Below are 26,692 nucleotides of genomic sequence, written 5' to 3' on the forward strand. Positions count from 1 at the left end.
GTACGGGCGCTCTGTTGCCGTGTCGATCTCAGCGCGCACACTGGAGGGACCACGGGGCAGGGAGGCGCCGCATGCAGAGGTTCGGCCACTGGCTCGTCACCCCGTGGCGGCGTTCACTCGTCGCCGCACTGGCCGGGGCCCTGCCCGTGCTCGCCTTCCCGGCCCCCTCCCTGTGGTGGTTCGCCTACGTCGCCCTGGTCCCCTGGATCCTCCTGCTGAGGACCGCCCCGACCGGACGCCGGGCGCTGTACGACGGCTGGTGCGGCGGCTTCGGGTTCATGCTGGCCATGCACCACTGGCTGCTGCCGAACCTGCATGTCTTCACCTTCGTCCTCGCGGCGCTGCTCGGTGCCCTGTGGGCCCCGTGGGGATGGCTGGTGCGCCACTTCCTCGCCGGGACCCCCGGGCCGGCACGGATCGCTGCCGCCCTCGCGGTCCTGCCGTCGGGCTGGCTGCTGGTGGAGCTGGTCCGCTCCTGGGAGGGGCTCGGCGGCCCCTGGGGGATGCTCGGCGCCAGCCAGTGGCCGGTGGAGGCGGCGCTGAGGCTCGCCTCGGTCGGCGGGGTCTGGCTGCTCAGCTTCCTGGCGGTGGCGCTCAACGTCGCGGTCGCCACGCTCGCCTCGATCCGCAGCGCCCGCGTGCCCGCCGTGGCCGGGCTGGTCGCCACGGCCACCGTCACCTCCGCGGCCTGGGTCTGGTCCCCTCGTCCGGACACCGAGGGGCGGACCCGTATCGCCGTGGTCCAGCCGGGCGTCATCCAGGGCGCCGGCAGCGGCGACCGGCGCTTCGCCGCGGAGGAGCGGCTCACCCGCGAACTCATCGGCCAGGACCTGGACCTGATCGCCTGGGGCGAGAGCAGTGTCAGCTTCGACCTGACGCGCCGCCCCGACCTGGCTACGCGGCTCGCCGCGCTCTCGCGCGAGACCGGCGCCGGCATACTCGTCAACGTCGACGCCCGGCGCGCCGACAAGCCCGGCATCTACAAGAGTTCGGTCCTGGTCGGCCCCGACGGCCTGACCGGCGCCCGCTACGACAAGATGCGGCTCGTCCCCTTCGGCGAGTACATCCCGGCCCGCTCCCTGCTCGGCTGGGCGACCTCGGTCGGCGAGGCGGCCGGCGAGGACCGGCGGCGCGGCTCCGAACAGGTCGTGATGCAGGTCGGAAACGGCCTCCGGGTAGGCCCCATGGTCTGCTTCGAGTCGGCGTTCCCCGACATGAGCCGCCATCTCGCCGAGGACGGCGCCGAGGTGCTCATCGCCCAGTCGGCGACCTCGACCTTCCAGCAGAGCTGGGCCCCCGAACAGCACGCCTCGCTCGCCGCCCTGCGCGCCGCGGAGACCGGCCGCCCGATGGTGCACGCGACGCTGACGGGCGTGTCCGCCGTGTACGACCCGAGCGGTCAGCGCGTCGGCTCCTGGCTCAGTACCAGCACGAGCACGGCGCGGGTGTACGACGTACCGCTCGCCCAGGGCACCACGCCCTACGTCCGGTTCGGCGACTGGCCGGTGCAGGCGGCGCTGCTGATCATGGCCGCCTGGTGTGTGGGCGAGGGCGTACGGACCCTCAGGGTCAGGCGGCCCGCTCCTGGACCGCGCGTACCACTCGCTCGCACAACTCATGAGTCGCCAGCGCGTCCCGGGCGCTGAGCACCTTGCCCGCGCGCACCGCGTCCAGAAACGCCAGCACGGCCTGCTCGATCCCGCGCTGCCGGGCCACGGGCACCCAGTCACCGCGCCGGCGCACGGTCGGCTGCCCCTTGTGGTCGATCACCTCGGCGAGGTTGAGCACCTGACGCTTGGTGTCCTGGCCGGACACCTCGAGGATCTCCTCGGCCGAACCGCTGAGCCGGTTCATCACCCCGAGGGCGGTGAACCCGTCACCGGCGAGCTGCAGCACGACATGGTGCAGCAGACCGCCCTCGGTGCGGGCCCGCACGGTCACGTCGTCGACCGGCCCCGGCACCAGGAACCGCAGCGTGTCCACGACATGGATGAAGTCGTCCAGGATCATCGTGCGCGGCTCCTCCGGGAGCCCGATCCGGTTCTTCTGCATGAGGATCAGCTCGCGCGGATGGTCGGCGCACTGCGCGTACCCGGGGGCGTAGCGCCGGTTGAAGCCGACGGCGAGGCTCGTCCCGCGCTCCTCGGCGAGCTCCACCAGCCGCTCGGACTCGGCGAGTTCGTACGCCAGCGGCTTGTCGACATACGTCGGCACGCCCGCCTGCAGCAGCCGCGTCACGATCTCCGGGTGGACGACGGTGGGCGCGTGCACGAAGGCCGCGTCGAGGCCTTGGGCGAGGAGGGAGTCGAGGTCGGTGTGGCGCTGCTCCGCCGGGAGGCGGAGGGTGTCGGCGACCCGGTGGAGGGTGGCGGGCGTGCGGGTCTGCAGATGCAGCTCGAGGCCGGGCTGCCGGCCGAGCACGGGCAGGTAGGCCTTCTGCGCGATATCGCCGAGTCCGATGCAGCCGACCTTCACTGTTGCTCCCTACGGTGTGCCTGGGTGTGACACGACCGAAGCATACGGCCGCCGCCGAGGCCGCCGGCGAGGGAGCGGCCCGGGATCTGCGGACCCTCGCAAAACCGCTGGTGGGGCCGGGCGAGTTGGGCCAGGATGCGTCCATGACCATTGAGCGCCGTGAACCCGCCCTCAACGCCGACGAGCGCACCATGCTGGAGGGCTGGCTCGACTACCACCGGCAGACCCTCGCGTGGAAGTGCGAGGGCCTGACCGACACCCAGCTCAGGACCGCCTCCGTGGCGCCTTCCGAGCTGACCCTGCTGGGGCTGGTGCGGCACCTGGCGGAGGTGGAGCGCTACTGGTTCCACGAGGTGCTCCTCGACGAGGACCTCGGGGTGCTCTACTCCTGCGAGGAGGACCCGGACGCCGACTTCCACTTCTCCGACACGGACACCTGGGAAGAGGCGCACACCACCTGGCAGGCCGAGATAGAAAGGGCCCGCCGCAACACCGCGGGGCTCGGCCTGGACGACCTCTCCAAGGGCACCAGCCGATCCGGCGAAGTCTTCAACGTGCGCTGGATCTATACGCACATGATCGAGGAGTACGCCCGCCACAACGGCCATGCCGACCTGCTGCGCGAGCGCGTCGACGGGTCCATCGGCGACTGACGTCACCCTCGGCGGGCACCCGGCCTCCGTACGGGGGCGGAGATCACCCTTGCGGGGCATCCTGCGCTTGTCCGCTGTCCCGAAGGGGCCCTGAAGCAGCAGAGTTGCCCGAGTGCATCGAACGACGACCACCGCAACGCTCCTGGTCACCGTGGCTGTCTCGGCCCTCGCGGGCTGTGTGACGATCCAGCGCCCGCCCGCGCCGGGGCCGGTCCGGGCGCCCGCCCAGCCGTCCGCGCCCCGGTCGGACGGCCGGGCGGCGCCGCAGATCGTGCAGGCGCCGGCCCAGGAGGCGCTGGAACTCATCGGCCCACCCCGCCGCCCGGAACACAAACCACCGGCGCCCCAGCGACCCACTCAGTCGGCCCCGGCACCGGCGGCCCCGCCCGCCCAGCCGCCCACCCCACGCAGTCACCCCCGCCCGGCACACCCGCGCCCCGAACGCCCCGCGAAACAGCGCCCCCGGGTCGAGCTCCCGGACGTCACGGAGTCGGTGCGCGAGAACGCGGACGTCTGCGCCCTGGGCAAGAAGTACGGCGGCTGGCGGGGGGACAGCCCGGAGGCGAGGATCTGCGAGCAGACGTACGGGCGTTGACCGTCAGGGCCGCTGTCTCGGCGGCCCCCACCCACCGGAGGAGTCCCCCTCCCCCGAGTCCCTCTCCCCCAGCCGCAGCTCCAGCCGGCTGATCGCCGCCCGCACCCCGTCCCCGTAACTGTCCTCGGCGAGCGCGTCGGCCGCCGTACGAGCCCTCCGCAGATGTGTCCGTGCCGCCTCCGAGCGGCCCAGCTTCACATAATCCGCGGCCAGGTTCAGATGCAGCGAGGGATACAGCGCCCGTACCGCGAGCGCACCCTCGTGTTCGGCGAGGCGGTCGTCGGTCAGCTCCTCCGCCGCCGTCAACGCCCTGAGGTCCCAGGCGAGTTCGTCGACCGGCTCGTCCTGGGTGTCGGCCAGGTAGTGGGCCAGGGTGCAGCGGTGGAGCGGGTCACCGTCCTCGCCGATCTCGGCCCACAGGTCGAGAAAGCGGTGCCGGGCCTCCTCGCGGTCCCCCGCGTGATGCAACATGACGACCTGCCCGATCCGTGTCATCACGGCATCCGGCGCCGTCCGCTCCTGTCGCTCCGCCACCGCGTCCTCCACACCCTCACCGGCCCTGGTCGCCCCCGACGCTAACCGCAGCCACCGACAATCCCGGCGAGGCGGGGCCGACCCGAGGGAGCGGCCCCGCACCAGGTCAGCCCAGGTTCGGCAGCCGCCAGTCGATCGGCTCGTGGCCCTGCGCCGCGACCGCCTCGTCGATCTGCGTGAACGGACGGGAGCCGAAGAACTTCTTCGCCGACAGCGGCGAGGGGTGCGCGCCCTTGACCACCACATGCCGCGACTCGTCGATCAGCGGGAGCTTCTTCTGCGCGTAGTTGCCCCACAGCACGAACACCGCCGGGTCGGGCCGACCGGCCACCGCGCGGATCACCGCGTCGGTGAACTTCTCCCAGCCCTTGCCCTTGTGGGAGTTGGCCTCACCGGCACGGACCGTGAGGACCGCGTTGAGCAGCAGGACGCCCTGCTGGGCCCAGGGCATCAGATAGCCGTTGTCCGGGATGGGCAGGCCCAGCTCCTGCTCCATCTCCTTGTAGATGTTGCGCAGCGACGGCGGGGTCTTCACACCGGGCCGGACCGAGAAGCACAGGCCGTGGCCCTGCCCCTCGCCGTGGTACGGGTCCTGACCGAGGATCAGGACCTTCACCTTGTCGAAGGGCGTCGCGTCCAGCGCGGCGAAGACCTCCTCGCGCGGAGGGTAGACGGGACCCTTCGCTCGCTCGTCCTCGACGAACTCCGTCAGCTCCTTGAAGTAGGGCTGCTGCAGTTCGTCGCCCAGAACCCCGCGCCAGGACTCGGGCAGCATGGCGATGTCGGTCACGTCAACTTCCTTCGGTGTGCGGTCACTACGACGTGCGTCGCTTCCTGACCACAGAACCTACCGGCGACCACTGACAACGCGCCCCGCCGACGGCCCTACCAGCTGGTCTTGCGGTACAGCGAGCCCATCATCATGATCGTCGACGGGTCCAGCGCCCGCTCCGCACCGGAGATGTCGTTGTTGGCCGCCACGTACTGCCGCCCCTGCCACAGCGGAATCAGCCGGGCGTCGTCGACGAGGATCTTCTGAGCCTCCTCGAACTCCTTCTCCACGTTGGCGCGGTCACTCTCCTGGCGCGAGCGCGGCAGCAGTTCGCCGGTGATCTCGGGGGCCGGGTAGGGCGTACCGAGGGCGTTCTGGTCGCCGACAAAGGGGGCGATGAAGTTGTCGGCGTCGGGGAAGTCGGGGGACCAACCGCGGCCGAACACCGGGTACTCGCCCTTCTGGTAGCCCGTGACGTACGTCTTCCAGGGGCGGCTCTTGAGGGTGATCTCGAACAGGCCGGACGCCTCGAGCTGCTTCTTGATCTCCTCGAACTCCGCCTTGGTCTCCGAGCCGTAGCGGTCGGTGGTGTACCAGAGCTCGAGCGGCACCGGGTCGGTGATGCCGTCCTCGGAGAGGATCTGGCCGGCCTTGGAGGTGCTGGGCTGGCCGTAGTCGTCGAAGAAGCCGGTGGTGTGTCCGGTCAGGCCCTTGGGGACCATGGAGTACAGCGGCTCCACGGTGTCCTTGTAGACCTTGTGCGCGATGGCCGGGCGGTCCAGGACCTGGGCGACGGCCTTGCGGACGGCGGGCTTCGCGGCCCACGGGTCCTTCGGGTTGAACACCAGGTAGCTGATGGAGGTGCTGACGCTCTCGACGACCTGGAAGTCCTTCTGCGCCTCGTGCGTCTGGAGCTCGATGATGTCGTCGGCGGCGATACCGCGGAAGGCGACGTCGAGCTCGTGCTCGCGCAGGGCGCCGATCATGTCGCCGGAGTCCTGGAAGTAGCGGATGGTCACGGCGCCGTTCTTGCGCTCCGCGTACCCGTCGTAGCTGTCGTTGCGGACCAGCTCGGCCTGCTTGCCGTCCTCGTACGCCTGGAGCGTGTACGGCCCGGATCCGACGACCTGGCCGTCCTCGCGCAGCTCGTCGGCCGGGTAGCTGTCCGGGTCGACGATCGACATGGCGGGCGTGGCGAGCACGAACGGGAAGGTGGCGTCCGGCTTGTTGAGATGGAAGACGATCTCACGGTCGCCCAGCGCCTGGACTCGGTCGAGGCTGCCCAGCAGACCGGCGGGACCGCCGTTGACGTTGATGTCCCGGATCCGGTCGATCGAGTACTTGACGGCCTGGGCGTCCAGCGTGCTGCCGTCCGAGAACTCCAGGCCCTCCCGCAGTTCACAGCGGTAGGCCGTGTTCGTGTTGTCGGTGAAAGCGCACTTCTCGGCCGCGTCGGGCTCGGGCACGCTCGCCCCGGCGGGGTAACTGAGCAACGTCTGGTAGATGTTGCGGAACAGTTCCCAGGAGCTGTCCCACGACGCGGCGGGATCCAGTGTGCTCGGCGCACTGGTGGTGCCCACGACGATCGGCCCCTCCTCGTCCGAGGAGTCCGAGGAGAGAATTCCGCATCCAGCCATCAGGGACGATATGGACGCGATGGCCGCTACCTGCCGCAGGCATCGGTTCCGGTTGAACACGCGCACGCTCCTCGATCTGCCATACCAAGGGTCGGCAGACCATACCGCAGAGGTTGGCGGATTGAACCGGTGTCTCACAAGGGTTCTTGATCGATAAACCTTTGACTACGTTGTCAACGGTCTGTGAATGCATTCGGTTGGGACGTGTCGACCGGCTCTGTACAGATTCGGGCCCGTGCCCCCGCCGGGAGACACGGGCCCGACGTATGTCAGCCGACGCCGGCGTTCAGGAAGATGCCGCCGTCGACGACGAGCGTCTGACCGGTGACCCAGTCGGACTGCTCGGAGGTGAGGAAGGCGGCGGCGCCCCCGATGTCGGAGGGCACACCGAGCCGGCCCAGCGGGTATGCGGCGGCCGCCTCCGCCTCCCGGCCCTCGTACAGCGCCTCGGCGAACTTGGTCTTCACCACGGCCGGGGCGATGGCGTTGACCCGCACCTTGGGCGCGAACTCGTGCGCGAGCTGCTGGGTCAGGTTGATCAGCGCGGCCTTGCTGACTCCGTAGGCGGCGATGAAGGGCGAGGGCGCGATGCCCGCGACGGAGGCGATGTTGACGATCGCGCCGCCGTTGTCCTTCTGCCAGGCGTGCCAGGTCTTCTGCGCGAAGCCGAGCGCCGAGATCACATTGGTCTCGAACACCTTGCGGGCGACACCCAGGTCCAGGTCGGCGATCGGCCCGAACACCGGGTTGGTACCGGCGTTGTTGACGAGGAAGTCGACGCGGCCGAAGGCCTCCATGGTGCGCTCCACCGCGAGGGCCTGGTGGGCCTCGTCATGGGCCTTGCCGGCGATGTAGATCGCGCGGTCGGAGCCGAGCTGCTCGACGGCCTCCTTGAGGGCGTCCTCGCCCCTGCCGGTGATGGCCACGCGGTCGCCGCGCGCGACGAGCGCCTCGGCGACGCCGAATCCGATACCGCGGCTGCCGCCTGTGATCAGGGCGACCTTGCCGGAGAGTTCCACCGATGTCATGTGTCTGATCCCCTAGTCGAGCGGTCCGCCGGCGACGTACAGCACCTGGCCGGAGACAAAGCCGGCGTCCTCGCCCGTGAAGAAGGCGATGGCGCCCGCGATGTCCTCGGGGTAACCGACGCGCTGGACCGGGATCTGGGTGGCGGCCGCGGCCTTGAAGTCCTCGAAGCCCATGCCGACGCGCTCGGCGGTGGCCGCCGTCATGTCGGTGGCGATGAAGCCGGGGGCGACGGCGTTGGCGGTGACGCCGAACTTGCCGAGCTCGATGGCGAGGGTCTTGGTGAAGCCCTGCATACCGGCCTTGGCGGCGGAGTAGTTGACCTGGCCGCGGTTGCCGAGGGCGGAGGACGAGGAGAGGTTGACGATCCGGCCGAACTTGGCGTCCACCATGTACTTCTGGCAGGCCTTCGACATCAGGAAGGCGCCGCGCAGGTGGACGTTCATGACGGTGTCCCAGTCGGAGACGCTCATCTTGAACAGCAGGTTGTCGCGCAGCACGCCCGCGTTGTTGACCAGGATCACCGGCGCGCCGAGCTCCTCGGCGATGCGCGCGACGGCCGCCTCGACCTGTGCCTCGTCGGAGACGTCGCAGCCGACCGCGAGGGCCTTGCCGCCCGCCGCGGTGATCTTCTCCACGGTGTCCTTGCAGGCCGCCTCGTCGAGGTCGACGACGGCGACCGCGCGGCCCTCGGCCGCCAGGCGTACGGCGGTGGCGGCGCCGATACCGCGCGCTGCGCCGGTGACTACGGCGACCCGCTGGTCGGTGGTGGACATGGCTGCTTCTCCTCGCCCTTGGGGGTGCGGCTCCACGGCCCGCTCATCGATGAGCGACCGCTTAGTACCTTAAGCAGACGTGACGCTAGAAGCCCTGGCACGCGGTGTCAACGGCACTCCGCCACGTGTGATCCATTACCTGGTCCCGCAGCCGTCATCTTCCCGCACCACCACTGGCCGGGCACCCGATCAGCCCTTCTCCACGCGTCCCCGCGCCGGGCCGGACCTAGCGTCGACCGAGGGCCACCCCGTGGCCGGAAAGGAGGCGCACCATGCGCCGTCGCACCGCAGCCGCCGGCACGCTGATCGCCATAGCCGCGATCGTGCCGCTGGCCGATATCGCCCACGCACAGGACCTGGACTGCATTCACTTCTCCTCCCAGGAGGAAGCGCAGGCCGAGTACAACCGCGACCCCAGTGATCCGCACGGACTCGACGAGGACCAGGGCCCGGACGACGGCATCGCCTGCGAGGTGCTGCCCCGGCTCGGGACCGCCACCAGTACCGTCAGGCCCACCACGCCCACGCCCACCTCCACGCCCACCCCCACCGTCACCGCCAGCCCGACGCTCGGCGTCCGTGGCGGTCTGGGCGGCGCTGCGGACTCGGGGTTCAGGGGCTGGGAGGCCGCGGCCGGGCTGGTCTTCGTCGCCGGTGGTGCCGTTGCGGCCGGCTACGTGGTGAAGCGGCGCCGCGGCTGAGTCACCGTACGAGCAGGTCCAGGAGCCGTTGCGTCTCGGCTGCCGGGTCGGTCGTGAGGCCGGTGTGGACGGGGCCCGGCTGGACGATCGTGGAGCGGGGGGCGATGAGCCAGCGGAAGCGGCGGCCCGCGTCGTCCGAGCCTGCCTGACCTGCCGCTTCGCCGCCGGAGCAGACGCGTTCCACCGCCCCCAGCGCGGCCCGTACCCCGGCCAGGTCGACCTCCGGGTCCAGGGCCAGCAGGCGGCTCTCGTCGAGATGGGTGCGCGCGCCGACGTACGCCTTCGCGCGGCAGTAGACGAGCACCCCGGCGTTGATGCACTCGCCGCGCTCCACGCGAGGCACGACGCGCAGGACGGCGTACTCGAAGACCTCGCGCTCGGTCGGGCCCCCCTTGATGAAGTGGCGGTCGTCGCTCACTTGGTGCCCTCGATTCGCTCGTGGATGACGGCGGCCCGGGCCAGAAGCGGGCGCGCGTAGGCCCGTCTGAGGTCGTCCGGGGTGTCGAAGCCGGGTTCGTCGGCCAGCCAGGCGTCCGGGATCTCGGCGGTGACCTCGGCGAGCAGGTCCTCGGTGACACGGGGCGCCAACTCGGCCGCGGCCGCGGCCACATCGGGCCCGAAGGGGGCGAGAGCGTGGTCGGAGGCGTCGTAGGGGCGGGCCGCGGAGGCCTCGGCGCCGGGCCAGTTGTGCTGCCAGATCATGGTGGCGCCGTGGTCGATGAGCCACAACTCGCCGTGCCACATCAGCAGGTTGGGGTTGCGCCAGGAGCGGTCGACGTTGTTGACCAGGGCGTCGAACCAGACGATCCGCCCAGCCTCCGCGGGGCTCACCGGGAAGGCGAGCGGGTCGAAGCCGAGCGCGCCGGACAGGAAATCCATGCCCAGGTTGGTGCCGCCGCTGGCCCTGAGCAGCTCCTGCACCTGCTGATCGGGTTCGCCAAGACCGATCACCGGGTCGAGTTCCATCGTCACGAGCCGGGGCATCCGGAACCCCAGCCGACGGGCGAGTTCCCCGCACACCACCTCGGCGACCAGCGTCTTGCGGCCCTGCCCCGCGCCGCGGAACTTCATGACGTACGTCCCGAAGTCGTCGGCCTCGACGAGTCCCGGCAGCGAGCCGCCCTCACGCAGCGGCGTGATGAACCGGGTCGCGATGACTTCCTTGAGCATCGCCCCAGGTTACTGGCGCTCTGAACGGCACACGCGCGCCGCCCGTACCTGAGGGCGCAAGGCGTACCTCCGTGGAAGGGAAGTCCGGCATGACCAGCGAACCGCTCCACCCCGTCGCGGCCCCGAGCCGCCGTACCGTCGTGGCGGCGGTCGGCGCCGTGGGCCTCACCTTCGCGCTGAACGCGTGCGGGTCGGAGGACGAGGAGTCATCGGGGGCGTCCGGGTCCGCCGGGACCGTCGTCGCGCAGACCTCGGACATCCCGGAGGGCGGCGGGAAGATACTCAACGACCACAAGGTGGTCGTCACCCAGCCGACAGCGGGCACCTTCAAGGCCTTCTCGTACGAGTGCACCCATCAGGGGTGCCCGGTGACGGGTGTCTCCGACGGCGCCATCACCTGCCCCTGTCACAACAGCCGGTTCTCCATCGAGGACGGCAGTGTGCAGAAGGGGCCCGCCACTCAGCCGCTGCCCTCGCGGGAGGTCACCGTGGACGGGGAGTCGATCACGCTGGCCTGACCCGGAGGGCGGCCAGCAGGTCGGCCGTGGTGGTCAGGGTGGCGACCAGCGCGAGGGTGTTGCGGATCATCGCGGGGGTGTACTCGGAGGGCACCCCGGCGATCGCGTCGGTGGGCACCACGGCGGTGTAACCGCGGTTGACGGCGTCGAACACGGCGGCCGGGATCGCCACGTTGGCCGAGACGCCGGTCACGACCAGCGTGCGGCAGCCCAGATTGCGCAGCAGGGCATCGACGTCGGTGCCCTGGATCGGCGACAGGCCGTGCAGCCGTCGTACGACGAAGTCCTCCTCGGTGACCTCGATCGGGGCCGCGACACGGACCGCGGTGGTGCCGGACAGCTGCTGGACGGGGAGCCGTTCGGCGGCCCGGAACAGACGGGCGTTGCGGTTCGCGCCGCGGCCGTCGGGGCGGCGCTCGGCGATCGCGTGGATCACCTGCAGCCCGCACCCGTGGGCGCCGGCCACCAGCCGGGCCACATTGGCGAGGGCACCGGAGGAGCGGGCCTCCTTGGCCAGTTCGGGCAGGGCGCTGTCCGGTCCGACCACCCCCTGCTGGCACTCGACGGTGAGCAGCACGGTGGTGGCGGGATCGAGGAGCTCGCGGAGCTGGTCGTACGACGGCATGGTTCCCCCTTGTCGCCGACGGTCTGGAGCGGGCGAGAGTAGCCACCATTGCGCACGGACGGAAGACGACCCATTCTTTTCTGACGTGATGTCAGAGGATCTCCTCTGGCACGACGTGGGAGAAGAGGGGGACGCATGACCGTCACTCAGCGCCGGGGCCGGAAGATCATGATGACACCGAGTGAGCTGGACGAGTTCCTGGCCACCCAGCGCACCTGCCGGGTCGCCACGGTGTCGGCGGACGGCGCACCGCATGTGAGCACCCTGTGGTTCGCCTGGGACGGCACCTCGCTGTGGCTGTACTCGGTGGTGCGCAGCAGGCGTTGGACGCAACTGCGGCGCGACCAGCGGGTGGCCGTCGTGGTCGACACGGGCGAGGAGTACGACGAACTGCGCGGCGTCGAGCTGTCCGGGACCGTGGAGTTCGTGGGCGAGATCCCCCGCACCGGGGAGCTGCGTGCCGAACTCGACGTCCCGGAGACGCTGTTCGCGCGCAAGAACTTCGGCCTGGAGGAGATGCCGCACGACGGCAGGCACGCGTGGATGCGGCTGACGCCGGAGAAGATCGTGTCGTGGGACTTCAGGAAGCTGTCGTCGCCGTAGCGCCCACGCGCTCCCCCGCCGCCCGCAGCGCCTTGACCGCCGCCCGGATCGACGGCCGGCGGTCCGCGTCCGCGCGCCAGATCACGTAGACATGCCGCCGCACCCGCTGCTTGAGCGGCACGGTGACGACTCCGGCCGGCATCGGATGGCGGCCGAGGAGGGGGACGACGCACACGCCGAGCCCCGCGGCGACCAGACCGAGCTGGGTGTGGGTCTCGGCGGCGCGGTGGCCGACGATCGGCTCGATGCCCTTGGAGCGCAGGGTGAACATCAGCCACTCGTGGCAGAACTCGCCCTGGCCCCAGGTGATCCACTCGTCCTCGGCGAACTCGGCGAGGTCCACCTCGTCGCGGCCCGCGAACCGGTGGTCGACCGGCATCGCCACATCGGCGGGGTCGTCCAGGATCGGCGCCTTGACCAGACCGTCCGGCAGCGGCATCGGCTTGTTGTACCAGTCGAGCACCACGGCCAGGTCCAGATCGCCGCGCACCACCCCGGCGACGCCCTGTTCGGGTTCCAGCTCGCTGGAGCGCAGCCGCAGGCCCGGGTGTTCGGCGCGCAGCGCGGCGAGAGCGGCCGGGAAGAGTCCGCGCGCGGCGGTCGGGAACGCCGACACTCTGAGTTCCCCCGCGACTTGACCGCGCTGTGCCTCCAGGTCGGACTGGGCCAGTTCGACCTGCGACAGGATCCGCGCCGCATGCTCCGCGAGGAGCCGTCCGGCGTCGGTGAGCCGGACCCCCCGGCCGTTCTTGGCGAGCAGTTGCTGGCCGACCTCCCGCTCCAGCTTGGACATCTGCTGGGAGACGGCGGACGTGGTGATGTGCAGCCCCTCGGCCGCGCCGCTGACCGAGCCGTGCCGGGCGAGGGCGTCGAGGGTGCGCAGGCGCTCCAGGTTCAACATGTAAGCAATGCTACGAGATAGCACTGACAAAATCTCGATTGTGCTACGAGATTGTGGTGCCGCACCCTGATCCCATGACCCGCTCTCGTTCGCTGCTCGACTGGCGGCTCCGCTTCGCCGTCCTCTCCCTGATCTGGGGCTTCAGTTTTCTGCTCATCAAGGTGGGCACCGAGGGATATGCGCCCTTCCAGGTCACCCTCGGCCGACTGCTGTTCGGTACGGCGGTACTCGCGGTAGCCATGGCGGCCCGGCGGGAGCGACTCCCGCGCGGGGCGCGCACCTGGGGGCATCTGACGGTCGCCGCGCTCCTGCTGAACGCGCTGCCCTTCTCCCTGTTCGCCTACGCGGAGCTGACGATCCCCTCGACGCTCGCGGGCATCTGCAACGCCACCTCACCGCTGTGGGGCATGGCCCTGTCCATGGTCGCCCTCTCCGAGGACCGGCCGACCCGGCTGCGGGTCGCGGGGCTCGGCGTGGGCTTCCTCGGTGTCCTGACGGTCCTCGGCGCCTGGCAGGGCTTCGCGGGTATGGACGCGCGGGGCACCGGCATGGCCCTGCTGGCCTCGCTCTGCTACCCGATCGGCTGGATCTACGTCCGCCGCACCCTGGCGGGTTCCCGCTCCTCGAACCTGTCCCTGACCGGCGCCCAACTCCTCCTCGCCACGCTCCAACTGGCCGTCGTCACCCCGCTGTTCACCACGGCCCCGACCGACTTCCCGCTGCTGCCCCTGCTCGCGGTCGCTGCCCTCGGCGCCCTCGGCACCGGCGTCGCGGTGCTCCTCCAGTACGGCCTGGTCGCGGAGGTCGGCCCGACGACGGCCCAGATGGTCACCTACTTCATCCCGGTCATCGCGACGGCGGCGGGCGTGGCCCTGCTCGGTGAGTCGCTGAGCTGGTCGACGCCGGTGGGCGCGGTGATCGTGCTGGTGGGGGCGGCGCTCACACAGATACGGCCACGCGCGCGTGGGGCCGTCCCGGCCGACGGCGACCGCATCGCGCGGGAGCCCGCGAAGGCCGCGTCCTAGACACCGCTCCGGCCGGGGGACGGCCGTACGGCCGAGGCGATGGCGTCGGCCAGGGCCAGCGTCTCCGTCTCGGTCAGCGTCGAGACCGTGATGCGCATGCCGGGGCTGGTGTTCATGCGGAAGCGGGCGCCTGGGGCGACGGCCCAGCCGGCGTGCAGGAGGCGGGAGACGGCGCCGGTCTCGTCGGGGACGGGGATCCAGACGTTCATGCCGGTACGGCCCGTTGCGGCGATGCCCCGGTCGGCGAGCGCGCCGATGAGCCGGTCGCGGCGGCTGCCGTACGCGGCCGCCACCGCCTTCGGGTCGACCGAACCGTCGGACCACAGCCGGACCACGGCCCGCTGGACGATCAGGCTGACCCAGCCGGGCCCGAGGCGCTGTCGGCCGCGGACTCGGTCGACCGTCACATCGTCGCCGGTGAGCACCGCGAGGCGTAGATCGGGGCCGTAGGCCTTGGCGGCGGAGCGGGTGAAGGCCCAGTGGCGGGTGGTGCCGGCCAGGGGGTGCAGCGGGACGTCGACGATGGCGTGTCCGTGGTCGTCCTCGATCAGCAGGGTGTCCGGGTGCTCCCGGAGCACGGAACGCAGCGCACGCGCGCGCGTGGCGCTCACCGCGGCGCCGGTCGGGTTCTGCGCCCGGTCGGTGACGATCAGGGCGCGGGCACCGGCGCCGAGCGCCCGGCGTACATCGTCGGCGAGCGGCCCTTCGTCGTCGACGCCCACGGGTGCGATGCGCAGCCCGAGCGCCGGGACGAGGTCGAGGACGCTGCCCCAGCCGGGGTCCTCGACGGCGACGGTGTCCCCCGGCTTGAGATGCGCGGCGAGGACACGCTCGATGGCGTCCAGCGAGCCGGAGGTGACGACGAGGGGCCCGTCCGGTACCCCGTCCCGGTCCAGCTCGGCGCGTGCGATCCGGGCCAGCTCCGGGTCCATGGGGTCGTCGCCGTAGAGGACCGGCGTCCGGTCCCCCTGTTCCGCCGCCGCCGCGAACGCCGGGGCGAGCGGGGGCAGCAGCGCCGGGTCCGGATTGCCGTTCGCCAGATCCCGCACTCCGGCGGGGACCTCCTCCCGGACGTACTCCCGCGCGGTGGTGGCCGGCTTGGGCCGCACCCGGCTGCCCCGGCGTCCGGCGGTCTCGATGACACCGCGCTCTCGCAGGGTCCGGTACGCGGCCGCGACCGTATTGGGATTCACGCCCAGTTCGACCGCCAACTCCCGCATGGGCGGCAGCAGTTGTCCCGGCGCCAGCTCCCCGGAGCCGACCGCCGCCTCGATGCCGGCCGCAATCTCAGCTGCGCGCCGGCCCGTGATCCGATATTCTCCTAGCACAAACCAGATTGTGCACTAGTGCAATGGAGATCGCAATGCAGGGGACCCAGCCGCCGATGTCGCAGCCCACCGCCTACACACCGACCGACCGCACGGTTCCCACCCGCTCCGCCGAGCGGGCGTCGTACGACAAGGAGCTGGTGCACTCGATACTCGACGAGGCCTATGTCTGCCATCTGGGCTTCGTCCGGGACGGTGCGCCGGTGGTGCTGCCGACGCTGTTCGGGCGGGTCGGCGACCGGCTCTATGTCCATGGCTCGACCGGCTCGCGTCCGCTGCGGATGACGGGGCAGGCCGACCCGGGGCTGCCGGTGTGCCTGACGGTGACGCACGTGGACGCGCTGATCCTGGCCCGCTCGGCCTTCCACCACTCGATGAACTACCGGTCCGTGGTGGTGCACGGCGTCGCCCACCAGGTGACAGACCCCGAGGAGAAGCGGATCGCGCTGGACGCGCTGGTCGACCATGTCGTGCCGGGCCGTTCGGCGGACTCCCGGCCCGCCAACAAGAAGGAACTGGCCGCCACCGCCGTCATCCGCCTCGACCTGAACGAGGTCTCCGCGAAGCTCCGCACAGGCGGAGTGAACGACGAGCCCGAGGACCTCGCCCTCCCGCACTGGGCCGGAGTGGTCCCGCTGCGGAAGGGGTACGAGACGCCGATCGACGACCCGGACCTGACGCCCGGCACGGAGATCCCCGCATATCTGAGGTGACGGCTCCGAAGCGCCCTAAAGGGGCGCTGGGAACTGCGCGACCAGCCACGACACCGCCGCAGACGAACGACGACATCGGTGCGGCACTTCAAGGGGAGCGCTCACGTCGTCCCCCGGGCCGACAGCTCCCGCTCCACCCCGCCGGAGGCGACGGGCTCCGCCGAACCCTTGCTCGGTGCCGAGGACTGGGCGATGAAGGCACCGAGCAGGACGATCGCGCCGCCGATGATCTGCGGAGCGGAGAGGTGCTCGCCGAGCAGGACCCAGGCGAGGACGGTCGCGATGACCGCTTCGAGGCAGGCGACCACGCCCGCGACCTGCGGCGAGAGCCGGCGTACGGAGACCACGCCGGTGACATAGGCGACGACCGTGGCGATGAGGACGATCCAGGACAGCAGCAGCGCGGCCGCGACCGGGGTGCCGTTCATGTCCGCGCTGTCGGCGAGGACGGCCCAGTCCATGGACCAGGGCCGGGCCACGACGGTCAGCACGGCAGCGCCGACGAGCAGGCCGTAGGCGATGACGCCGAGCGGGTCCGGCGCCTCGTCGGCCGAGTCGCTGCCCTGGTCGGACAGGACGAAGTAGCCGACCTGACAGCAGGCCGCGCCGAGCGCGAGAAGCAGCCCGAGGGCGTCGAAGCTGAGCCCGGCCCAGACCTCGACGACACAGGCGAGTCCACCCACCGCGAGGACCACCCCGAGCGCGGCGGCCCGGGTCACGGGCCGCCGCTGCACGAACCGCACCCAGCCCAGCACCAGCGCGGGCGCGAGGTACTCGACGAGCAGCGCCACGCCGACCGGGATACGGGAGATGGAGGCGAAGTAGAAGGCCTGGACGCCGGCCACCCCGAGCAGTCCGAACCCGGCGAGCAGCGCGGGGCGGCGGCGTACCAGCGCGCGATGGCGCAGGGCGAGCGGCAGCATCACCAGCGCCGCCCCGGCCACCCTCAGCCACACCACGTGCAGCGGGTCGAGGCCCGCCTCGATCAGCGGCTTGGCCGCGACACCGGATCCCCCGAAGGCGAGCGCGGAGGCGAGGGCGAGACCGAGCCCCATCCCCCTGCCGTGACTGCCCTGACTGCTCTCTGACGTACGCACCGGCACATGATGACAGGCGATGACATGAGCGTCATCCCCGATGACACCTGTCTCAACGAATGGACGGCGTCAGCCTTCGCCGACGTAGCTCTCGGGCCGGCTGTCGATCCGGGCGTACACCTCACCGGCGTCGATCCCCGCGCGGGCGAGCACCTCGACGGCCCGCGCCTCCTTGTCGACGACGATCGCGGCGAGCAGGTCGACGCCACGGGCGGGTTCGTCGCCGCGGCGGGCGGCGCGGGCGCAGGCGTACTCCAGCGCGCCCGAGGCCAGCGGGGAGAAACCGTCGGCCTCGGTCACCACGGGTACCGCTCCGGAGTCCTCGACACTGCCCTGCCAGCGCAGGCCGTAGCCGATGCTGCGCTGGACGAGATAGCCGAGCAGCCGGGCGATCTGAGGTGCGCCGTCGAAGACGTCCCGCACCTCGGGGTCGTACTCGAGCAGGGAGTGCAGCAGATGGGCCGTGTCGACCTGGCGGTCCGCGTCCCGCACCGCGCGTCGACGGGCACCGGAGATCACCGCTGCCAGTTCGGCACTGAGCCGGGCATCGTCGTCCGGGCGCCCTCCGGCCTGGTCGTGGTCCGGCCGGCGGGGATTACGGGATTGCACACCCTTACCCCATCAGTCTCCGCCGGGCAGGTCATCCCCGGAGGGATGCATCTTGGCGTCCCACGGAGAGTGGACTCGGCGGTGCGGAATCTCCTCCTTGGGGATGAGATCACGCCCTTCTTCCCCGAGGGGCGCGCGCCGCCTTGAGTCGCGCCCCGCGCGCAACCACGGCGCGCTCTCGTACGTCCAACAGGTGCATGGAGAGCAGGTGCTGGCTGGTGGCGTTGCCGGCCGTCGACGGCAGACAGTACGTGTACCGGGTGTACGCCCCGGAGGACGCACTGCCCGCCGATCTGTTCTGGGACGCCTGGCACTGCCACGACGAGAGCGCCTTCCCGCGCGCGTGGGACCTGTTCGACGCGGCGGTGATACGGCTGGTCGTCTGAGCCCCGTCCCGGCGGCTCCACACTTTCTGACGGTTCATCAGTATTGAATGTTCCAGGCCCTGCGGCTACGTTCCGCGACACCGTAGCCCGAGACGAAGGGGTGGTCGCATGGCCGAAGTCAGCGCGGAGGCACGGATCGGGGCACCGGCCGACAAGGTGTGGGCGCAGCTCACGGACTGGCCCGCGTACGGCGAGTGGAACGCGACCCACACCAACTTCCCGAAGGGCGGTCCGACGGCCCTCGAAGTGGGCGGGACCTTCCAGGAGAACATGAAGCTGATGGGCTTCCCCGCCGAGGTCGAGTGGACGATCGAGGAACTGGAGCCGGCGCGGGTACTGACCCTGCGCGGCAAAGGGCCGATGGCCGTGAGCGTCGCCACCCGCTACACGCTGACGCCGGACGGGGACGCCACGACCGTCCGTATCGACGGGGAGTTCACCGGCGCCGCGGTGTCGTTGATGGCGGGCCGATTGAAGGACTCGGGGACGGCCGCCCTGAACGAGTCGCTGCGCAAGCTGGCCGGTCTGGTGACCTGACGGCGGCACAACAAGAAGGGCGCCCCGAGGGGCGCCCTTCTCACGGCGGGGAGGCCGTCAGTCCTCGTCGGCGAGGATCAGATACAGCTTCTTGCGCGCCTCGTTGATGACGGCGAGCGCCTTGTCGCGCTGCTCCTTGCTGCCGGTCTTCCAGACCTGACCGAAGGCCTCCATCAGACCGAAGCCGGCCTGGCGGATCTCACTGAGAGCCTCCCAGTCGACGCCCTTGGAGGCGTCCTCCCAGGGCGCCTCGGGGCCCTCTTCGGCCGCGGTGCGGCCCGCCTCGGTGAGGGAGAACAGCTTCTTGCCACCCTCGCTCTCACTGGCGATCAGGCCCTCGTCCTCCAGCAGTTGGAGGGTGGGGTACACCGAACCGGGACTGGGCTTCCACGCCCCGCCACTGCGCTCGGCGATCTCCTGAATCATCTCGTAGCCGTGCATCGGCCGGTCCTTGAGCAGGGCCAGGATCGAGGCGCGTACATCACCGCGCCGTGCCCTCCCCCTGGGACCTCCGCGGCCCCTGGGCCCCCAGTGCCCCGGACCGAAGCCGGGTCCGCCGAAGCCGGGACCACCCGGCCCGAAGGGCCCGAAGGCGGCACGCCCACCCTCAAAACCACCTCGGCCGGGACCACCGTGTCCACGTTCGAATCCATGGGAACGCATCGCAATCACTCCATTCCATCGTTGATCTGTCGCGATGCCTCAACGATATATCGGAATAGTTCGCATGACAAGCCTCGGTCGGTCCAGTAACCCGGAATTGGCCTTGGCCTGCGCCTTTGTCGGCCCTCTAACGTCGACGCATGCGCATCCGAATCGTCGACGCCTTCACCGACCGCCCCTTCGCCGGGAACCCCGCGGGGGTCCTGCTCCTCGACGCCTTCCCCGCCGACGACTGGCTCCAGCAGGTCGCCATGGAGGTCAACCACGCCGAGACCGCGTTCGCCCACCGTCTGTCCGAGGACGCGGAGGCCGACTGGGCGCTGCGCTGGTTCACGCCCGCCGCCGAGGTCGCGATGTGCGGCCACGCGACGCTCGCCACGGCCCATGTGCTGCACACCACCGGCGCCCACGAGGGCCCGGTGCGGTTCGCCACCCGCAGTGGCGTGCTGGTCGCGACGCCCCGCGAGGACGGCTCGTTCACCCTGGACTTCCCGACCGCCCCGCTCACCGCGACCGAGATCCCGGACGGGGTCGCCGAGGCACTGGGTGCCGAGCCGCTGGCCGTCTTCGACACCGGCCCGAACGTGGGCGACCTGCTGGTGGAGCTGGCCGACGAGAAGACCGTCCGCGCTCTGACCCCCGACCACAAGGCCCTCGGCGCCTTCTCCGAGCGCGGCATCATCGCCACCGCCCGGGCCGAGGACCCCGCGCGGGGCTACGACTTCGTCTCCCGCTGCTTCTTCCCGAACGTCGGCATCGACGAGGACCCGGTCACCGGCAGCGCCCACACCGCGCTGGCCCCATTCTGGTCACAGCGCCTCGAGCGCCCCGACCTCACAGGGCTGCAGGCCTCTCCCCGCTCAGGTTTCGTCCGCACGGAGGTGCGCGGCGACCGCACCCTGCTGAGCGGCCGCGCGGTCACGGTGATCGACGGCGAGCTGCTGGCCTAGTGCACCTGTAGGGGCGTACGGATCCTTTCGTGCGCCCCTGTCAGGCTGTCGGCAGCCAGTCGACCTTCCCTGCGAGCAGCGCGTATCCGACGAACGCGCCGATGTCGAGCAGCGAGTGCGCCACCACCAGCGGGCCGACCCGGCCCCAGCGGCGGTAGAGGTAGACGAACACCACGCCCATCACCATGTTCCCGATGAAGCCGCCGATGCCCTGATAGAGGTGGTACGAGCCGCGCAGTACGGAGCTGGCCATCAGCGCGGTGCCGGGCGTCCAGCCCAACTGGTGGAGTCGGCGCAGCAGATAGCCGACCACGATGACCTCTTCGAGGATCGCGTTCTGCAGTGCCGACAGGACCAGCACCGGGTACTTCCACCACACCTCGGGCAGCGCCTCGGGGACCACGGTCAGGTTGAAGCCCAGGCCCCGGGCGGCGAGATAGAAGGCGATGCCGCTGCTGCCGATGACCGCGGCGACGGCGGCGCCTCGGGCCAGGTCCGGCCAGGGGCGGGTGCGGTCGAATCCGAGGGCCCGCAGACCGCTGCCCTCGCGCAGCAGGAAGTGCGCGACGAGGAGCACGGGCACCAGGGACGTCGTGATCCCGAAGAGCTGCCAGGCGAGGTCCAGCCAGGGGCGGCCGGGTGCGGCGGAGGCGTTGAGGGTGGCCGCCTGGTCCTTCAGGCCCCCGGGTTTGGTGACCGAGCCGATGAAGCTGATCAGTGCGGAGACACCGCTCGCCCCGAGCGAGACGCCCAGGACCAGCAGCAGTTCGTCACGGAGGATCCGGCGCGAGGGCCCCTCCTGCGGGAATGAATCGGCCGCGGGACCCGCCTCCGCCTGCACACTGCCTCCCAGGGGCACCACCGTCATAGGACGTCACAGCTTGCCCGACCAGTATGAGGCGGACGGCGGCGACCCCCGTTCAGGCGCCCCTCAGCCCAGCGGCACGGCCTCCGGAAGCCCCACCGGCCAGGTGTGGACCGGATCGCCCAGGCGCATCAGATCTCGGTAGCGGCGGGTGGTGGCGGCGAGGGCGGCGTCCCGGGACAGCCCCTTTTCGAGGGCCCGATGGAAGGTGGCGGACTGCCAGGAGGCTCCGTTCGCGCGGCGCCGGCAGCGCTCCTCGATGACCCCGAGATACAGGTCCCGGTCGGCGGGCTCGACTCCCCACGCGTCAAGACCGGCCTCGGCGAGCGGCAGCAGTTCGTCGCGTACGAGGGTGGCCGCGTCGATCTCCGTGGTGCCGCCGTAGCGTCCGCGCCGGGGCCACTGGAGGCGGGCGTCGATGCCGTGCCGGCAGGCGGTGTCGAAGTTGGCGGCGGCCGCCTCGAACGGCAGCCGGGTCCACACCGGGCGCGGCTCCTCGGCGAGGGCGCGGATGACGCCGTAGTAGAAGGCCGCGTTGGCGATGACGTCGGTGATGGTGGGGCCCGCGGGCAGGACGCGGTTCTCGACCCGCAGGTGCGGGACGCCGTCGGCGATGCCGTAGACCGGGCGGTTCCAGCGATACACCGTGCCGTTGTGCAGGACGAGTTCGGCGAGCGAGGGGATGCCGCCCTCGTCGAGCACCTGGAGCGGGTCCTCGTCGTCGCAGATCGGCAGGAGGGCGGGGTAGTAGCGCAGGTTCTCCTCGAAGAGGTCGTAGGCGGAGGAGATCCAGCGCTCCCCGAACCAGGTGCGCGGGCGGACGCCCTGGGCCTGGAGTTCGGGCGGGCGGGTGTCGGTGGACTGGGTGAACAGCGGGGGGCGGGACTCGCGCCAGAGCTCGCGGCCGAACAGGAAGGGCGAGTTGGCGCCGACCGCGACCTGGGCGGCGGCGACGGCCTGGGCGGCGTTCCAGACGTCGGCGAAGCGGGCCGGGGTGACCTGGAGATGAAGTTGGACCGAGGTGCAGGCGGCCTCGGGCGCTATCGACTTCGAGGTGCAGGTGAGATGCTCCACGCCGTCGATGTCGAGAACGAAATCCTCGCCGCGGGCGGCCACGATCTGGTCGTTGAGCAGCGTGTAACGATCGACATCGGAGAGGTTGGAAGAGACCAGGTCGTCCCGGTCGAGAGTCGGCAGAATGCCGATCATCATGATTCCCGCGTCGAGCTCACCGGCTTTCCGATCGGCATATGCCAGAGAGGTTCGGAGTTCCTCGGCGAGCCGATCAAAAACGCGGCCACCCAGCCGGTGTGGGGCTATGTTGACTTCCAGGTTGAACATGGCGAGTTCTGTTTGGAAATCCCGACTCGCGATCCGCTCGAGAACCTGTGCATTCAACATTCTCGGCATGCCGTCGGCTCCAGCGAGATTCAATTCGATCTCGAGCCCCATGAGGTTCTTCGGGCGATCGAACCGCTTCTCCGCCAGAAGCCGCTCCAGGCCCGCCAGACACTTCCGGAGCTTGTCGCGGTAGTGCTGGCGGTCGGACAGATCGAACCGACCTGCCACGACCTTCTCCCCCATCGAAGCTTCCCTCCTCGATTGGGCGGGCCGAAGATCCGGCCGCCGGTGTCCCGGGTCAGGTGGGATGATGCCCAGCCGAAGCGATCGATAACGTCACGGCGCGGCCTGCCGCCCGCTAGGCTGTCGGACGTGACCGGCGGCACATTCGCCAGGCATGGGGCAGAGCGCAGTTTCGAGCAGCCGACGAACTCGTGAAAAACGCCGACGAGAATTGGCCGACCGCTTCTCGCGCATTTCACGAGGTCATCGCCTTACACTCCTTCTGAAATCGGGATCATTCCCGCGGATCGCCGTCCGAATGCGCCCTTGCCGAGTGCGCCGGAAGCGGCTAGACGAAACACTCACTGAACACATGTCGTATAAACTCCGCGGACAAGGCAGAAGGTTGGCGCCCGGTCGGAGGACCTGCCGTAGAGATGGACGTACGGCAGGCCTCACGCACACCCACGCACCCTGACCTCGGCCCACGCCTCTTTGCCCCCGCGAGCTGACAGCGCCGTCCGCCCCGCCCTCGCGCCACCGTGCCTTTTGAATGAGAGGCGACCCACCATGCCGCTGCATGTCCCCCCGGCTCCCGCGCCCGCACTTCGCTCCGTCCTCACCGCACTCGGGTCCCCCACCGCGGTCCGCGAGGCCCGAACGCCCTCCCTGCGCGCCGCACAGGGACCCGCCACGCCCGAACTGCCGTTGCCGGTGCATGTCCTGGACGGCATCACCGCCACCGGCCCCTCCATCACCCGGCTCGCCGGCTGGCGGTTCCTGATCCGCTGCGGCGACCGTGCCGTCGCCGCCGCCGAGACCCGGCTGACCCCCGACGGCTGGGCCTTCTCGCACTTCTTCGAGGGCCCGTACATCACCTCCACCGAGCGCGCGCTGCGCCAGGCCGAGACGATGCCGCAGTCCTACCAGCCCCGACTGCTGTCCGTCCCCGGCCTGTACATGCTGACCCTGTGGCTGCACGGCGACACCGCCGCCGACGCCTCCGCCGGCCATCCCCAGCCCACGGACCTGCTGGTCCCGCTGGCCCCGGCACCGCCCGGCATCGCGGCCCACCGACCCCACCAGGTCGCCGATCTGCTCCCGGTGCTCACCCACCGCGTGACTCCTGCGCCGCTGCTCGGCTCACCCGCCTGACGCGCGCCAACGACGTCTCCGTACCCCGCCGCCGGTCGCCGGCCGCGGGGTACGGCGGTGTGTGCGGAACCCACTCGCTCGTACGAGCGCAATCCCGCTCCCAAGAGCCCCCGACCTGCATGGACTAGCCCCATCCGGCCCCCCTGAACCACCCGAAATGACAGTGCAGTTGGGCTGAACCGTCCGCGCGAGTGATGCGTCATCAACCTGTGAGAAGCGGTGCAGCGAAATCCCTGCGGATTGACGCCCGTGGGGCAACACTGGGTTCGAACCACTTGTCGCAACGGGGGCGGCCATGAACATCACGTCAGAGCGAAAGATCCCATCCATGTGCCAGCACCAGCCACCGTGTCCCTCCGCAGACTCCGCCGACCGGGAGGGCGCCCGCCTCATGGCGCACCACCCGGAACAGGGCTGGTCCCTGCTGTGCAACGGCGTTCTGCTCTTCGAGGACACCGGTGAGCTCCTGCCCGACGGCCAGATCATCGCCCCGCACCGCCCACTGGGCGCCGAACAGGTGATGACCGCGGCCTGAGCGCGGCCGGGCGGCCGATCGGCCGCCCGGAGATTTTGGGGGCCGGCCGCAGACCCGTTCTGCGCACCGGCCCCGACGCATGTCCGAGCGTGGTCACTCCCCGTAGTCCCCCGTGTGTGCTGCGGTCCGGGTCGATTCTCCCTTCCACGAGCCCCGGTTTTCCGGAAGACTTCTGGAAGTTTTCGGCAACGGGTCGACGGAGGTGGGCAGTTGTCAGAGGAGCGCGCCGAGGGCCGGGTCACCATCACGGAGATCGCCCGGCAGGCCGGGGTCTCGGTACCGACCGTGTCCCGGGTCGTCAACGGGCGGTCCGACGTGTCGCCGCGGACCCGCGCCCGCATCGAGGACCTGCTACGCACCCACGGGTACCGGAAACGGGCCTCCGCGGCCCCCGCCGCCCTGCTCGACCTGGTCTTCAACGACCTCGACAGCCCCTGGGCCGTGGAGATCATCCGTGGAGTGGAGGAGGTCGCGCACGCGGCCGGAGTCGGCACCGTGGTGTCGGCGATCCACGGCCGCTCGGGCGACGCCCGGGAGTGGATGCGCAATCTGCGGGCCCGCGCCTCCGACGGCGTCGTCCTCGTCACCTCGGTCCTGGAGCCGGTGCTGCACGAGGAGTTGCGGGCGCTCGGCGTCCCGCTGGTGGTGGTCGACCCGGCGGGCTCCCCCGTCCTGGACGTGCCCACGATCGGCGCCGCCAACTGGTCCGGCGGCCTCGCCGCCACGGAGCATCTGCTGGCCCTCGGCCACCGCAGGATCGGCCTGATCGCGGGCCCGCCGCGGCTGCTGTGCTCCCGGGCCCGCTTCGACGGCTACCGCGCCGCCCTGGAGGGCGCCGGGCTCGCGGTCGACGACTCCCTGGTCGTCCCCGGTGACTTCCGCCCCGAGTCCGGCTGTACGGGCTGCACCGCGCTGCTGGATCTGCCCGAACCTCCGACCGCCGTGTTCGCGGCCAGCGACCAGATGGCGCTCGGCGCGATCGAGGCGCTGCGCCGGCGGGGCCTCAGGGTCCCGGAGGACATGAGCGTGGTCGGTTTCGACGACCTTCCGGAAGTGCGCTGGTCGGCGCCGCCGCTGACCACCGTCCGCCAACCGCTCGCCGACATGGGCAAGCTCGCCGTCCGCACGGTGCTGCGGCTGGCCGCCGGAGAACAGCCGGACTCGCCTCGGGTGGAACTGGGCACGGAGCTGGTGGTGCGGTCGAGCACCGCACCACCGTCCGCTCGACGATGACTACTTGAGCGCCTCCCGGATCGCGTAGTACGCGGGCTTGGGCTGGAGCTGCTCGTCCCACGGCAGCGCCGCGCCCTCGCCCTCGAAGAAGGCCGGGATCCACGAGTACTTGTCCGTGTAGTCCCAGAGCGTGATGCCCACGCATCGGCGCACCGCCAGGCACGCCTCGGTCAGATCCCGGTACCACTCGGCCTGCGTGGCCAGCTTCTCCTCGTCCGCGGGGACGTACATCCGGATGTCGACCTCGGTGAGCGAGGTGTCGAGACCCAGCTTCGAGAAGCGGCGGAGGTTGTCCTCCAGCGTGGTGGGATAGCCGTACTGGAGCGCGAGATGGGCCTGGAGGCCGATGCCGTGCAGTGGCACGCCCTGCGCCTTCAGCTCCTTGGCGAGCTTGTAATAGGCGTCGCTCTTCGGGCCGATCGACTCGACGTTGTAGTCGTTGAGGTAGAGCTTCACGCGCGGGTCGGCCTGGTGGGCCCAGCGCAGGGCGTCGGCGATATAGCCGGGGCCGAGCGTCTTGTAGAAGATCGTCTCCCGGTAGGTGCCGTCCTCGTTGAACGCCTCGTTGACGACGTCCCAGGCGAAGACCTTGCCGCGGTAGTGCCGTACCTCCGTCTGGATGTGCTTCTTCAGTACGGCCCTCAGCTCGGGCGCCGTCCACTCGCGCTCGGTGAGCCAGCCGGGCAGCTGGCTGTGCCAGACCAGGGTGTGGCCGCGGACCTTCTGGTGGTTGGCGCGGGCGAGGTTCACGATCTCGTCGCCCTGGGAGAAGTCGAAGACGCCCTGCTGGGGCTCGGTGGCGTACCACTTCATGCCGTTGCCGGGGGTGATCTGGTCGAACTCGCTGCCGAGGAGCGAGACATACGGCGCGTCGGTGAGCTCGGGGTTGTCGGTGGCGCTGCCGAAGTAGCGGCCGTGGCGCTGGGCGAGCTCGGCGAGTGTGGGCGGCTCGTCGTCATGGGCCTGGGCGGCCGTGCCGGTGACGGCGACCAGCAGGGCGGCGACGGCGCCGACGAGTCTGAGGCGGTTCTTGCGCATGGTGCGACT

At 70.8% G+C, this 26,692-nt stretch carries 31 protein-coding genes; 14 read left to right on the plus strand and 17 right to left on the minus strand.

Annotated features, from left to right (window positions below):
• The first annotated feature begins 71 nt into the window (after window positions 1-71).
• Window positions 72-1,646 (plus strand): apolipoprotein N-acyltransferase, encoded by a 1,575-nt coding sequence (gene lnt / locus OHT76_RS06995; protein WP_328869879.1) that lies wholly within the window; start codon window positions 72-74, stop codon window positions 1,644-1,646.
• Here lnt and OHT76_RS07000 read toward each other — a convergent pair.
• Window positions 1,570-2,475 carry a Gfo/Idh/MocA family protein gene (locus tag OHT76_RS07000; RefSeq protein ID WP_328869880.1) on the minus strand — a complete coding sequence of 302 codons (906 nt, stop codon included), beginning with the start codon at window positions 2,473-2,475 and terminating at the stop codon, window positions 1,570-1,572. The two genes, lnt and OHT76_RS07000, sit on opposite strands and share 77 nt — an antisense overlap.
• Before the next feature lie 143 nt (window positions 2,476-2,618).
• Here OHT76_RS07000 and OHT76_RS07005 point away from each other — a divergent pair, with 143 nt between their 5' ends.
• Together OHT76_RS07005 and OHT76_RS07010 are read left to right on the plus strand one after the other, a co-directional pair.
• Window positions 2,619-3,128: a DinB family protein gene (locus tag OHT76_RS07005; protein WP_328876470.1), complete on the plus strand. Its 510-nt coding sequence runs from the start codon at window positions 2,619-2,621 to the stop codon at window positions 3,126-3,128.
• A 112-nt stretch (window positions 3,129-3,240) separates the two neighbouring features.
• The gene (locus OHT76_RS07010; protein ID WP_328869881.1) at window positions 3,241-3,723 is read left to right on the plus strand and encodes a hypothetical protein; all 483 of its coding nucleotides are present in this window, start codon (window positions 3,241-3,243) and stop codon (window positions 3,721-3,723) included.
• Window positions 3,724-3,726: 3 nt separating this feature from the next.
• Here OHT76_RS07010 and OHT76_RS07015 read toward each other — a convergent pair whose 3' ends face one another.
• The 5 genes from OHT76_RS07015 to fabG form a co-directional block, all read right to left on the minus strand.
• Window positions 3,727-4,257 (minus strand): hypothetical protein, encoded by a 531-nt coding sequence (locus tag OHT76_RS07015; RefSeq protein WP_328869882.1) that lies wholly within the window; start codon window positions 4,255-4,257, stop codon window positions 3,727-3,729.
• 106 nt (window positions 4,258-4,363) lie between these two features.
• Window positions 4,364-5,047, minus strand: coding sequence for a uracil-DNA glycosylase (gene ung, locus OHT76_RS07020; RefSeq protein WP_328869883.1), 684 nt, complete (start codon window positions 5,045-5,047; stop codon window positions 4,364-4,366).
• 95 nt (window positions 5,048-5,142) lie between these two features.
• Entirely contained in the window at window positions 5,143-6,726 is a 1,584-nt protein-coding gene (locus OHT76_RS07025; RefSeq protein ID WP_328869884.1) for an ABC transporter substrate-binding protein, read from the minus strand.
• A 209-nt stretch (window positions 6,727-6,935) separates the two neighbouring features.
• The gene (locus OHT76_RS07030) at window positions 6,936-7,694 is read right to left on the minus strand and encodes an SDR family oxidoreductase (RefSeq protein ID WP_328869885.1); all 759 of its coding nucleotides are present in this window, start codon (window positions 7,692-7,694) and stop codon (window positions 6,936-6,938) included.
• A gap of 12 nt (window positions 7,695-7,706) precedes the next feature.
• Window positions 7,707-8,468, minus strand: a complete 762-nt coding sequence (gene fabG / locus OHT76_RS07035; protein ID WP_328869886.1) for a 3-oxoacyl-ACP reductase FabG — start codon at window positions 8,466-8,468, stop codon at window positions 7,707-7,709.
• A gap of 272 nt (window positions 8,469-8,740) precedes the next feature.
• Between fabG and OHT76_RS07040 the strand changes: the two genes are divergently transcribed.
• Window positions 8,741-9,169, plus strand: a complete 429-nt coding sequence (locus OHT76_RS07040) for an excalibur calcium-binding protein (protein WP_328869887.1) — start codon at window positions 8,741-8,743, stop codon at window positions 9,167-9,169.
• A 1-nt stretch (window position 9,170) separates the two neighbouring features.
• On the opposite strand, the gene OHT76_RS07045 is transcribed toward OHT76_RS07040, so the two are convergent.
• Together OHT76_RS07045 and OHT76_RS07050 are read right to left on the minus strand one after the other, a co-directional pair.
• A complete protein-coding gene (locus tag OHT76_RS07045) occupies window positions 9,171-9,587 on the minus strand; it encodes a DUF3037 domain-containing protein (protein WP_328869888.1) in 417 nt (138 codons plus the stop codon).
• Complete coding sequence (locus OHT76_RS07050) at window positions 9,584-10,339, minus strand: HipA family kinase (RefSeq protein WP_328869889.1); 756 nt, start codon at window positions 10,337-10,339, stop codon at window positions 9,584-9,586. The genes OHT76_RS07045 and OHT76_RS07050 overlap by 4 nt, the downstream gene beginning before the upstream one ends.
• An 89-nt stretch (window positions 10,340-10,428) precedes the next feature.
• On the opposite strand from OHT76_RS07050, the gene OHT76_RS07055 reads away from it, so the two are divergent.
• Window positions 10,429-10,857, plus strand: a complete 429-nt coding sequence (locus OHT76_RS07055; RefSeq protein WP_328869890.1) for a Rieske (2Fe-2S) protein — start codon at window positions 10,429-10,431, stop codon at window positions 10,855-10,857.
• On the opposite strand, the gene OHT76_RS07060 is transcribed toward OHT76_RS07055, so the two are convergent.
• A complete protein-coding gene (locus OHT76_RS07060; protein ID WP_328869891.1) occupies window positions 10,844-11,482 on the minus strand; it encodes a cysteine hydrolase in 639 nt (212 codons plus the stop codon). The genes OHT76_RS07055 and OHT76_RS07060 overlap by 14 nt on opposite strands.
• Before the next feature lie 135 nt (window positions 11,483-11,617).
• Between OHT76_RS07060 and OHT76_RS07065 the strand changes: the two genes are divergently transcribed.
• Window positions 11,618-12,085 carry a pyridoxamine 5'-phosphate oxidase family protein gene (locus tag OHT76_RS07065; RefSeq protein WP_328869892.1) on the plus strand — a complete coding sequence of 156 codons (468 nt, stop codon included), beginning with the start codon at window positions 11,618-11,620 and terminating at the stop codon, window positions 12,083-12,085.
• Here the strand turns inward: OHT76_RS07065 and OHT76_RS07070 are convergent.
• A complete protein-coding gene (locus OHT76_RS07070; protein ID WP_328869893.1) occupies window positions 12,063-12,986 on the minus strand; it encodes a LysR family transcriptional regulator in 924 nt (307 codons plus the stop codon). The two genes, OHT76_RS07065 and OHT76_RS07070, sit on opposite strands and share 23 nt — an antisense overlap.
• A 74-nt stretch (window positions 12,987-13,060) precedes the next feature.
• Between OHT76_RS07070 and OHT76_RS07075 the strand changes: the two genes are divergently transcribed.
• Window positions 13,061-14,011, plus strand: a complete 951-nt coding sequence (locus OHT76_RS07075; RefSeq protein WP_328869894.1) for a DMT family transporter — start codon at window positions 13,061-13,063, stop codon at window positions 14,009-14,011.
• Here OHT76_RS07075 and OHT76_RS07080 read toward each other — a convergent pair.
• On the minus strand, window positions 14,008-15,339 hold the full coding sequence (locus tag OHT76_RS07080) for an aminotransferase class I/II-fold pyridoxal phosphate-dependent enzyme (RefSeq protein WP_328869895.1): 1,332 nt from the start codon (window positions 15,337-15,339) through the stop codon (window positions 14,008-14,010). The two genes, OHT76_RS07075 and OHT76_RS07080, sit on opposite strands and share 4 nt — an antisense overlap.
• A gap of 35 nt (window positions 15,340-15,374) precedes the next feature.
• On the opposite strand from OHT76_RS07080, the gene OHT76_RS07085 reads away from it, so the two are divergent.
• Complete coding sequence (locus OHT76_RS07085) at window positions 15,375-16,052, plus strand: pyridoxamine 5'-phosphate oxidase family protein (RefSeq protein WP_328869896.1); 678 nt, start codon at window positions 15,375-15,377, stop codon at window positions 16,050-16,052.
• A 101-nt stretch (window positions 16,053-16,153) separates the two neighbouring features.
• Here the strand turns inward: OHT76_RS07085 and OHT76_RS07090 are convergent, their stop codons facing one another.
• Both OHT76_RS07090 and OHT76_RS07095 read right to left on the minus strand, forming a co-directional pair.
• Entirely contained in the window at window positions 16,154-17,155 is a 1,002-nt protein-coding gene (locus OHT76_RS07090) for an EamA family transporter (RefSeq protein ID WP_328869897.1), read from the minus strand.
• A gap of 63 nt (window positions 17,156-17,218) precedes the next feature.
• Window positions 17,219-17,758: a Clp protease N-terminal domain-containing protein gene (locus OHT76_RS07095; protein WP_328869898.1), complete on the minus strand. Its 540-nt coding sequence runs from the start codon at window positions 17,756-17,758 to the stop codon at window positions 17,219-17,221.
• 197 nt (window positions 17,759-17,955) lie between these two features.
• Here OHT76_RS07095 and OHT76_RS07100 point away from each other — a divergent pair, with 197 nt between their 5' ends.
• Entirely contained in the window at window positions 17,956-18,144 is a 189-nt protein-coding gene (locus OHT76_RS07100; RefSeq protein ID WP_328869899.1) for a hypothetical protein, read from the plus strand.
• A 108-nt stretch (window positions 18,145-18,252) separates the two neighbouring features.
• The gene (locus OHT76_RS07105; RefSeq protein ID WP_328869900.1) at window positions 18,253-18,681 is read left to right on the plus strand and encodes a type II toxin-antitoxin system Rv0910 family toxin; all 429 of its coding nucleotides are present in this window, start codon (window positions 18,253-18,255) and stop codon (window positions 18,679-18,681) included.
• A 57-nt stretch (window positions 18,682-18,738) separates the two neighbouring features.
• On the opposite strand, the gene OHT76_RS07110 is transcribed toward OHT76_RS07105, so the two are convergent.
• Window positions 18,739-19,344: a PadR family transcriptional regulator gene (locus OHT76_RS07110; protein WP_328869901.1), complete on the minus strand. Its 606-nt coding sequence runs from the start codon at window positions 19,342-19,344 to the stop codon at window positions 18,739-18,741.
• A gap of 140 nt (window positions 19,345-19,484) precedes the next feature.
• Between OHT76_RS07110 and OHT76_RS07115 the strand changes: the two genes are divergently transcribed.
• Window positions 19,485-20,294: a PhzF family phenazine biosynthesis protein gene (locus tag OHT76_RS07115; RefSeq protein WP_328869902.1), complete on the plus strand. Its 810-nt coding sequence runs from the start codon at window positions 19,485-19,487 to the stop codon at window positions 20,292-20,294.
• 40 nt (window positions 20,295-20,334) lie between these two features.
• Here the strand turns inward: OHT76_RS07115 and OHT76_RS07120 are convergent, their stop codons facing one another.
• Window positions 20,335-21,135, minus strand: coding sequence for a CPBP family intramembrane glutamic endopeptidase (locus OHT76_RS07120; RefSeq protein ID WP_328876471.1), 801 nt, complete (start codon window positions 21,133-21,135; stop codon window positions 20,335-20,337).
• 90 nt (window positions 21,136-21,225) lie between these two features.
• A complete protein-coding gene (locus OHT76_RS07125) occupies window positions 21,226-22,743 on the minus strand; it encodes a glutamate--cysteine ligase (RefSeq protein WP_328869903.1) in 1,518 nt (505 codons plus the stop codon).
• 549 nt (window positions 22,744-23,292) lie between these two features.
• Here OHT76_RS07125 and OHT76_RS07130 point away from each other — a divergent pair.
• From OHT76_RS07130 to OHT76_RS07140, 3 genes are all read left to right on the plus strand, one after another.
• Window positions 23,293-23,877: a hypothetical protein gene (locus OHT76_RS07130; RefSeq protein ID WP_328869904.1), complete on the plus strand. Its 585-nt coding sequence runs from the start codon at window positions 23,293-23,295 to the stop codon at window positions 23,875-23,877.
• A 328-nt stretch (window positions 23,878-24,205) separates the two neighbouring features.
• The gene (locus OHT76_RS07135) at window positions 24,206-24,412 is read left to right on the plus strand and encodes a DUF5999 family protein (protein WP_328869905.1); all 207 of its coding nucleotides are present in this window, start codon (window positions 24,206-24,208) and stop codon (window positions 24,410-24,412) included.
• Window positions 24,413-24,622: 210 nt separating this feature from the next.
• A complete protein-coding gene (locus tag OHT76_RS07140) occupies window positions 24,623-25,645 on the plus strand; it encodes a LacI family DNA-binding transcriptional regulator (protein ID WP_328869906.1) in 1,023 nt (340 codons plus the stop codon).
• Here OHT76_RS07140 and OHT76_RS07145 read toward each other — a convergent pair whose 3' ends face one another.
• Window positions 25,646-26,683: an endo-1,4-beta-xylanase gene (locus OHT76_RS07145; RefSeq protein ID WP_328869907.1), complete on the minus strand. Its 1,038-nt coding sequence runs from the start codon at window positions 26,681-26,683 to the stop codon at window positions 25,646-25,648.
• Between the last annotated feature and the right edge of the window lie 9 nt (window positions 26,684-26,692).

Origin of the sequence: Streptomyces sp. NBC_00287, assembly GCF_036173105.1 — a bacterium.
Lineage (GTDB): Bacteria > Actinomycetota > Actinomycetes > Streptomycetales > Streptomycetaceae > Streptomyces.

What these genes read in the sequence shown, in the direction of transcription:
- lnt (WP_328869879.1), top strand. Translation starts at nt 72, where the DNA reads ATGCAGAGGTTCGGCCACTGGCTCGTCACCCCGTGGCGGCGTTCACTC.
- OHT76_RS07005 (WP_328876470.1), top strand. Translation starts at nt 2,619, where the DNA reads ATGACCATTGAGCGCCGTGAACCCGCCCTCAACGCCGACGAGCGCACC.
- OHT76_RS07030 (WP_328869885.1), bottom strand. Translation starts at nt 7,694, where the DNA reads ATGACATCGGTGGAACTCTCCGGCAAGGTCGCCCTGATCACAGGCGGC.
- fabG (WP_328869886.1), bottom strand. Translation starts at nt 8,468, where the DNA reads ATGTCCACCACCGACCAGCGGGTCGCCGTAGTCACCGGCGCAGCGCGC.
- OHT76_RS07040 (WP_328869887.1), top strand. Translation starts at nt 8,741, where the DNA reads ATGCGCCGTCGCACCGCAGCCGCCGGCACGCTGATCGCCATAGCCGCG.
- OHT76_RS07050 (WP_328869889.1), bottom strand. Translation starts at nt 10,339, where the DNA reads ATGCTCAAGGAAGTCATCGCGACCCGGTTCATCACGCCGCTGCGTGAG.
- OHT76_RS07055 (WP_328869890.1), top strand. Translation starts at nt 10,429, where the DNA reads ATGACCAGCGAACCGCTCCACCCCGTCGCGGCCCCGAGCCGCCGTACC.
- OHT76_RS07060 (WP_328869891.1), bottom strand. Translation starts at nt 11,482, where the DNA reads ATGCCGTCGTACGACCAGCTCCGCGAGCTCCTCGATCCCGCCACCACC.
- OHT76_RS07065 (WP_328869892.1), top strand. Translation starts at nt 11,618, where the DNA reads ATGACCGTCACTCAGCGCCGGGGCCGGAAGATCATGATGACACCGAGT.
- OHT76_RS07070 (WP_328869893.1), bottom strand. Translation starts at nt 12,986, where the DNA reads ATGTTGAACCTGGAGCGCCTGCGCACCCTCGACGCCCTCGCCCGGCAC.
- OHT76_RS07075 (WP_328869894.1), top strand. Translation starts at nt 13,061, where the DNA reads ATGACCCGCTCTCGTTCGCTGCTCGACTGGCGGCTCCGCTTCGCCGTC.
- OHT76_RS07085 (WP_328869896.1), top strand. Translation starts at nt 15,375, where the DNA reads ATGCAGGGGACCCAGCCGCCGATGTCGCAGCCCACCGCCTACACACCG.
- OHT76_RS07100 (WP_328869899.1), top strand. Translation starts at nt 17,956, where the DNA reads ATGGAGAGCAGGTGCTGGCTGGTGGCGTTGCCGGCCGTCGACGGCAGA.
- OHT76_RS07105 (WP_328869900.1), top strand. Translation starts at nt 18,253, where the DNA reads ATGGCCGAAGTCAGCGCGGAGGCACGGATCGGGGCACCGGCCGACAAG.
- OHT76_RS07110 (WP_328869901.1), bottom strand. Translation starts at nt 19,344, where the DNA reads ATGCGTTCCCATGGATTCGAACGTGGACACGGTGGTCCCGGCCGAGGT.
- OHT76_RS07115 (WP_328869902.1), top strand. Translation starts at nt 19,485, where the DNA reads ATGCGCATCCGAATCGTCGACGCCTTCACCGACCGCCCCTTCGCCGGG.
- OHT76_RS07125 (WP_328869903.1), bottom strand. Translation starts at nt 22,743, where the DNA reads ATGGGGGAGAAGGTCGTGGCAGGTCGGTTCGATCTGTCCGACCGCCAG.
- OHT76_RS07130 (WP_328869904.1), top strand. Translation starts at nt 23,293, where the DNA reads ATGCCGCTGCATGTCCCCCCGGCTCCCGCGCCCGCACTTCGCTCCGTC.
- OHT76_RS07135 (WP_328869905.1), top strand. Translation starts at nt 24,206, where the DNA reads ATGTGCCAGCACCAGCCACCGTGTCCCTCCGCAGACTCCGCCGACCGG.
- OHT76_RS07145 (WP_328869907.1), bottom strand. Translation starts at nt 26,683, where the DNA reads ATGCGCAAGAACCGCCTCAGACTCGTCGGCGCCGTCGCCGCCCTGCTG.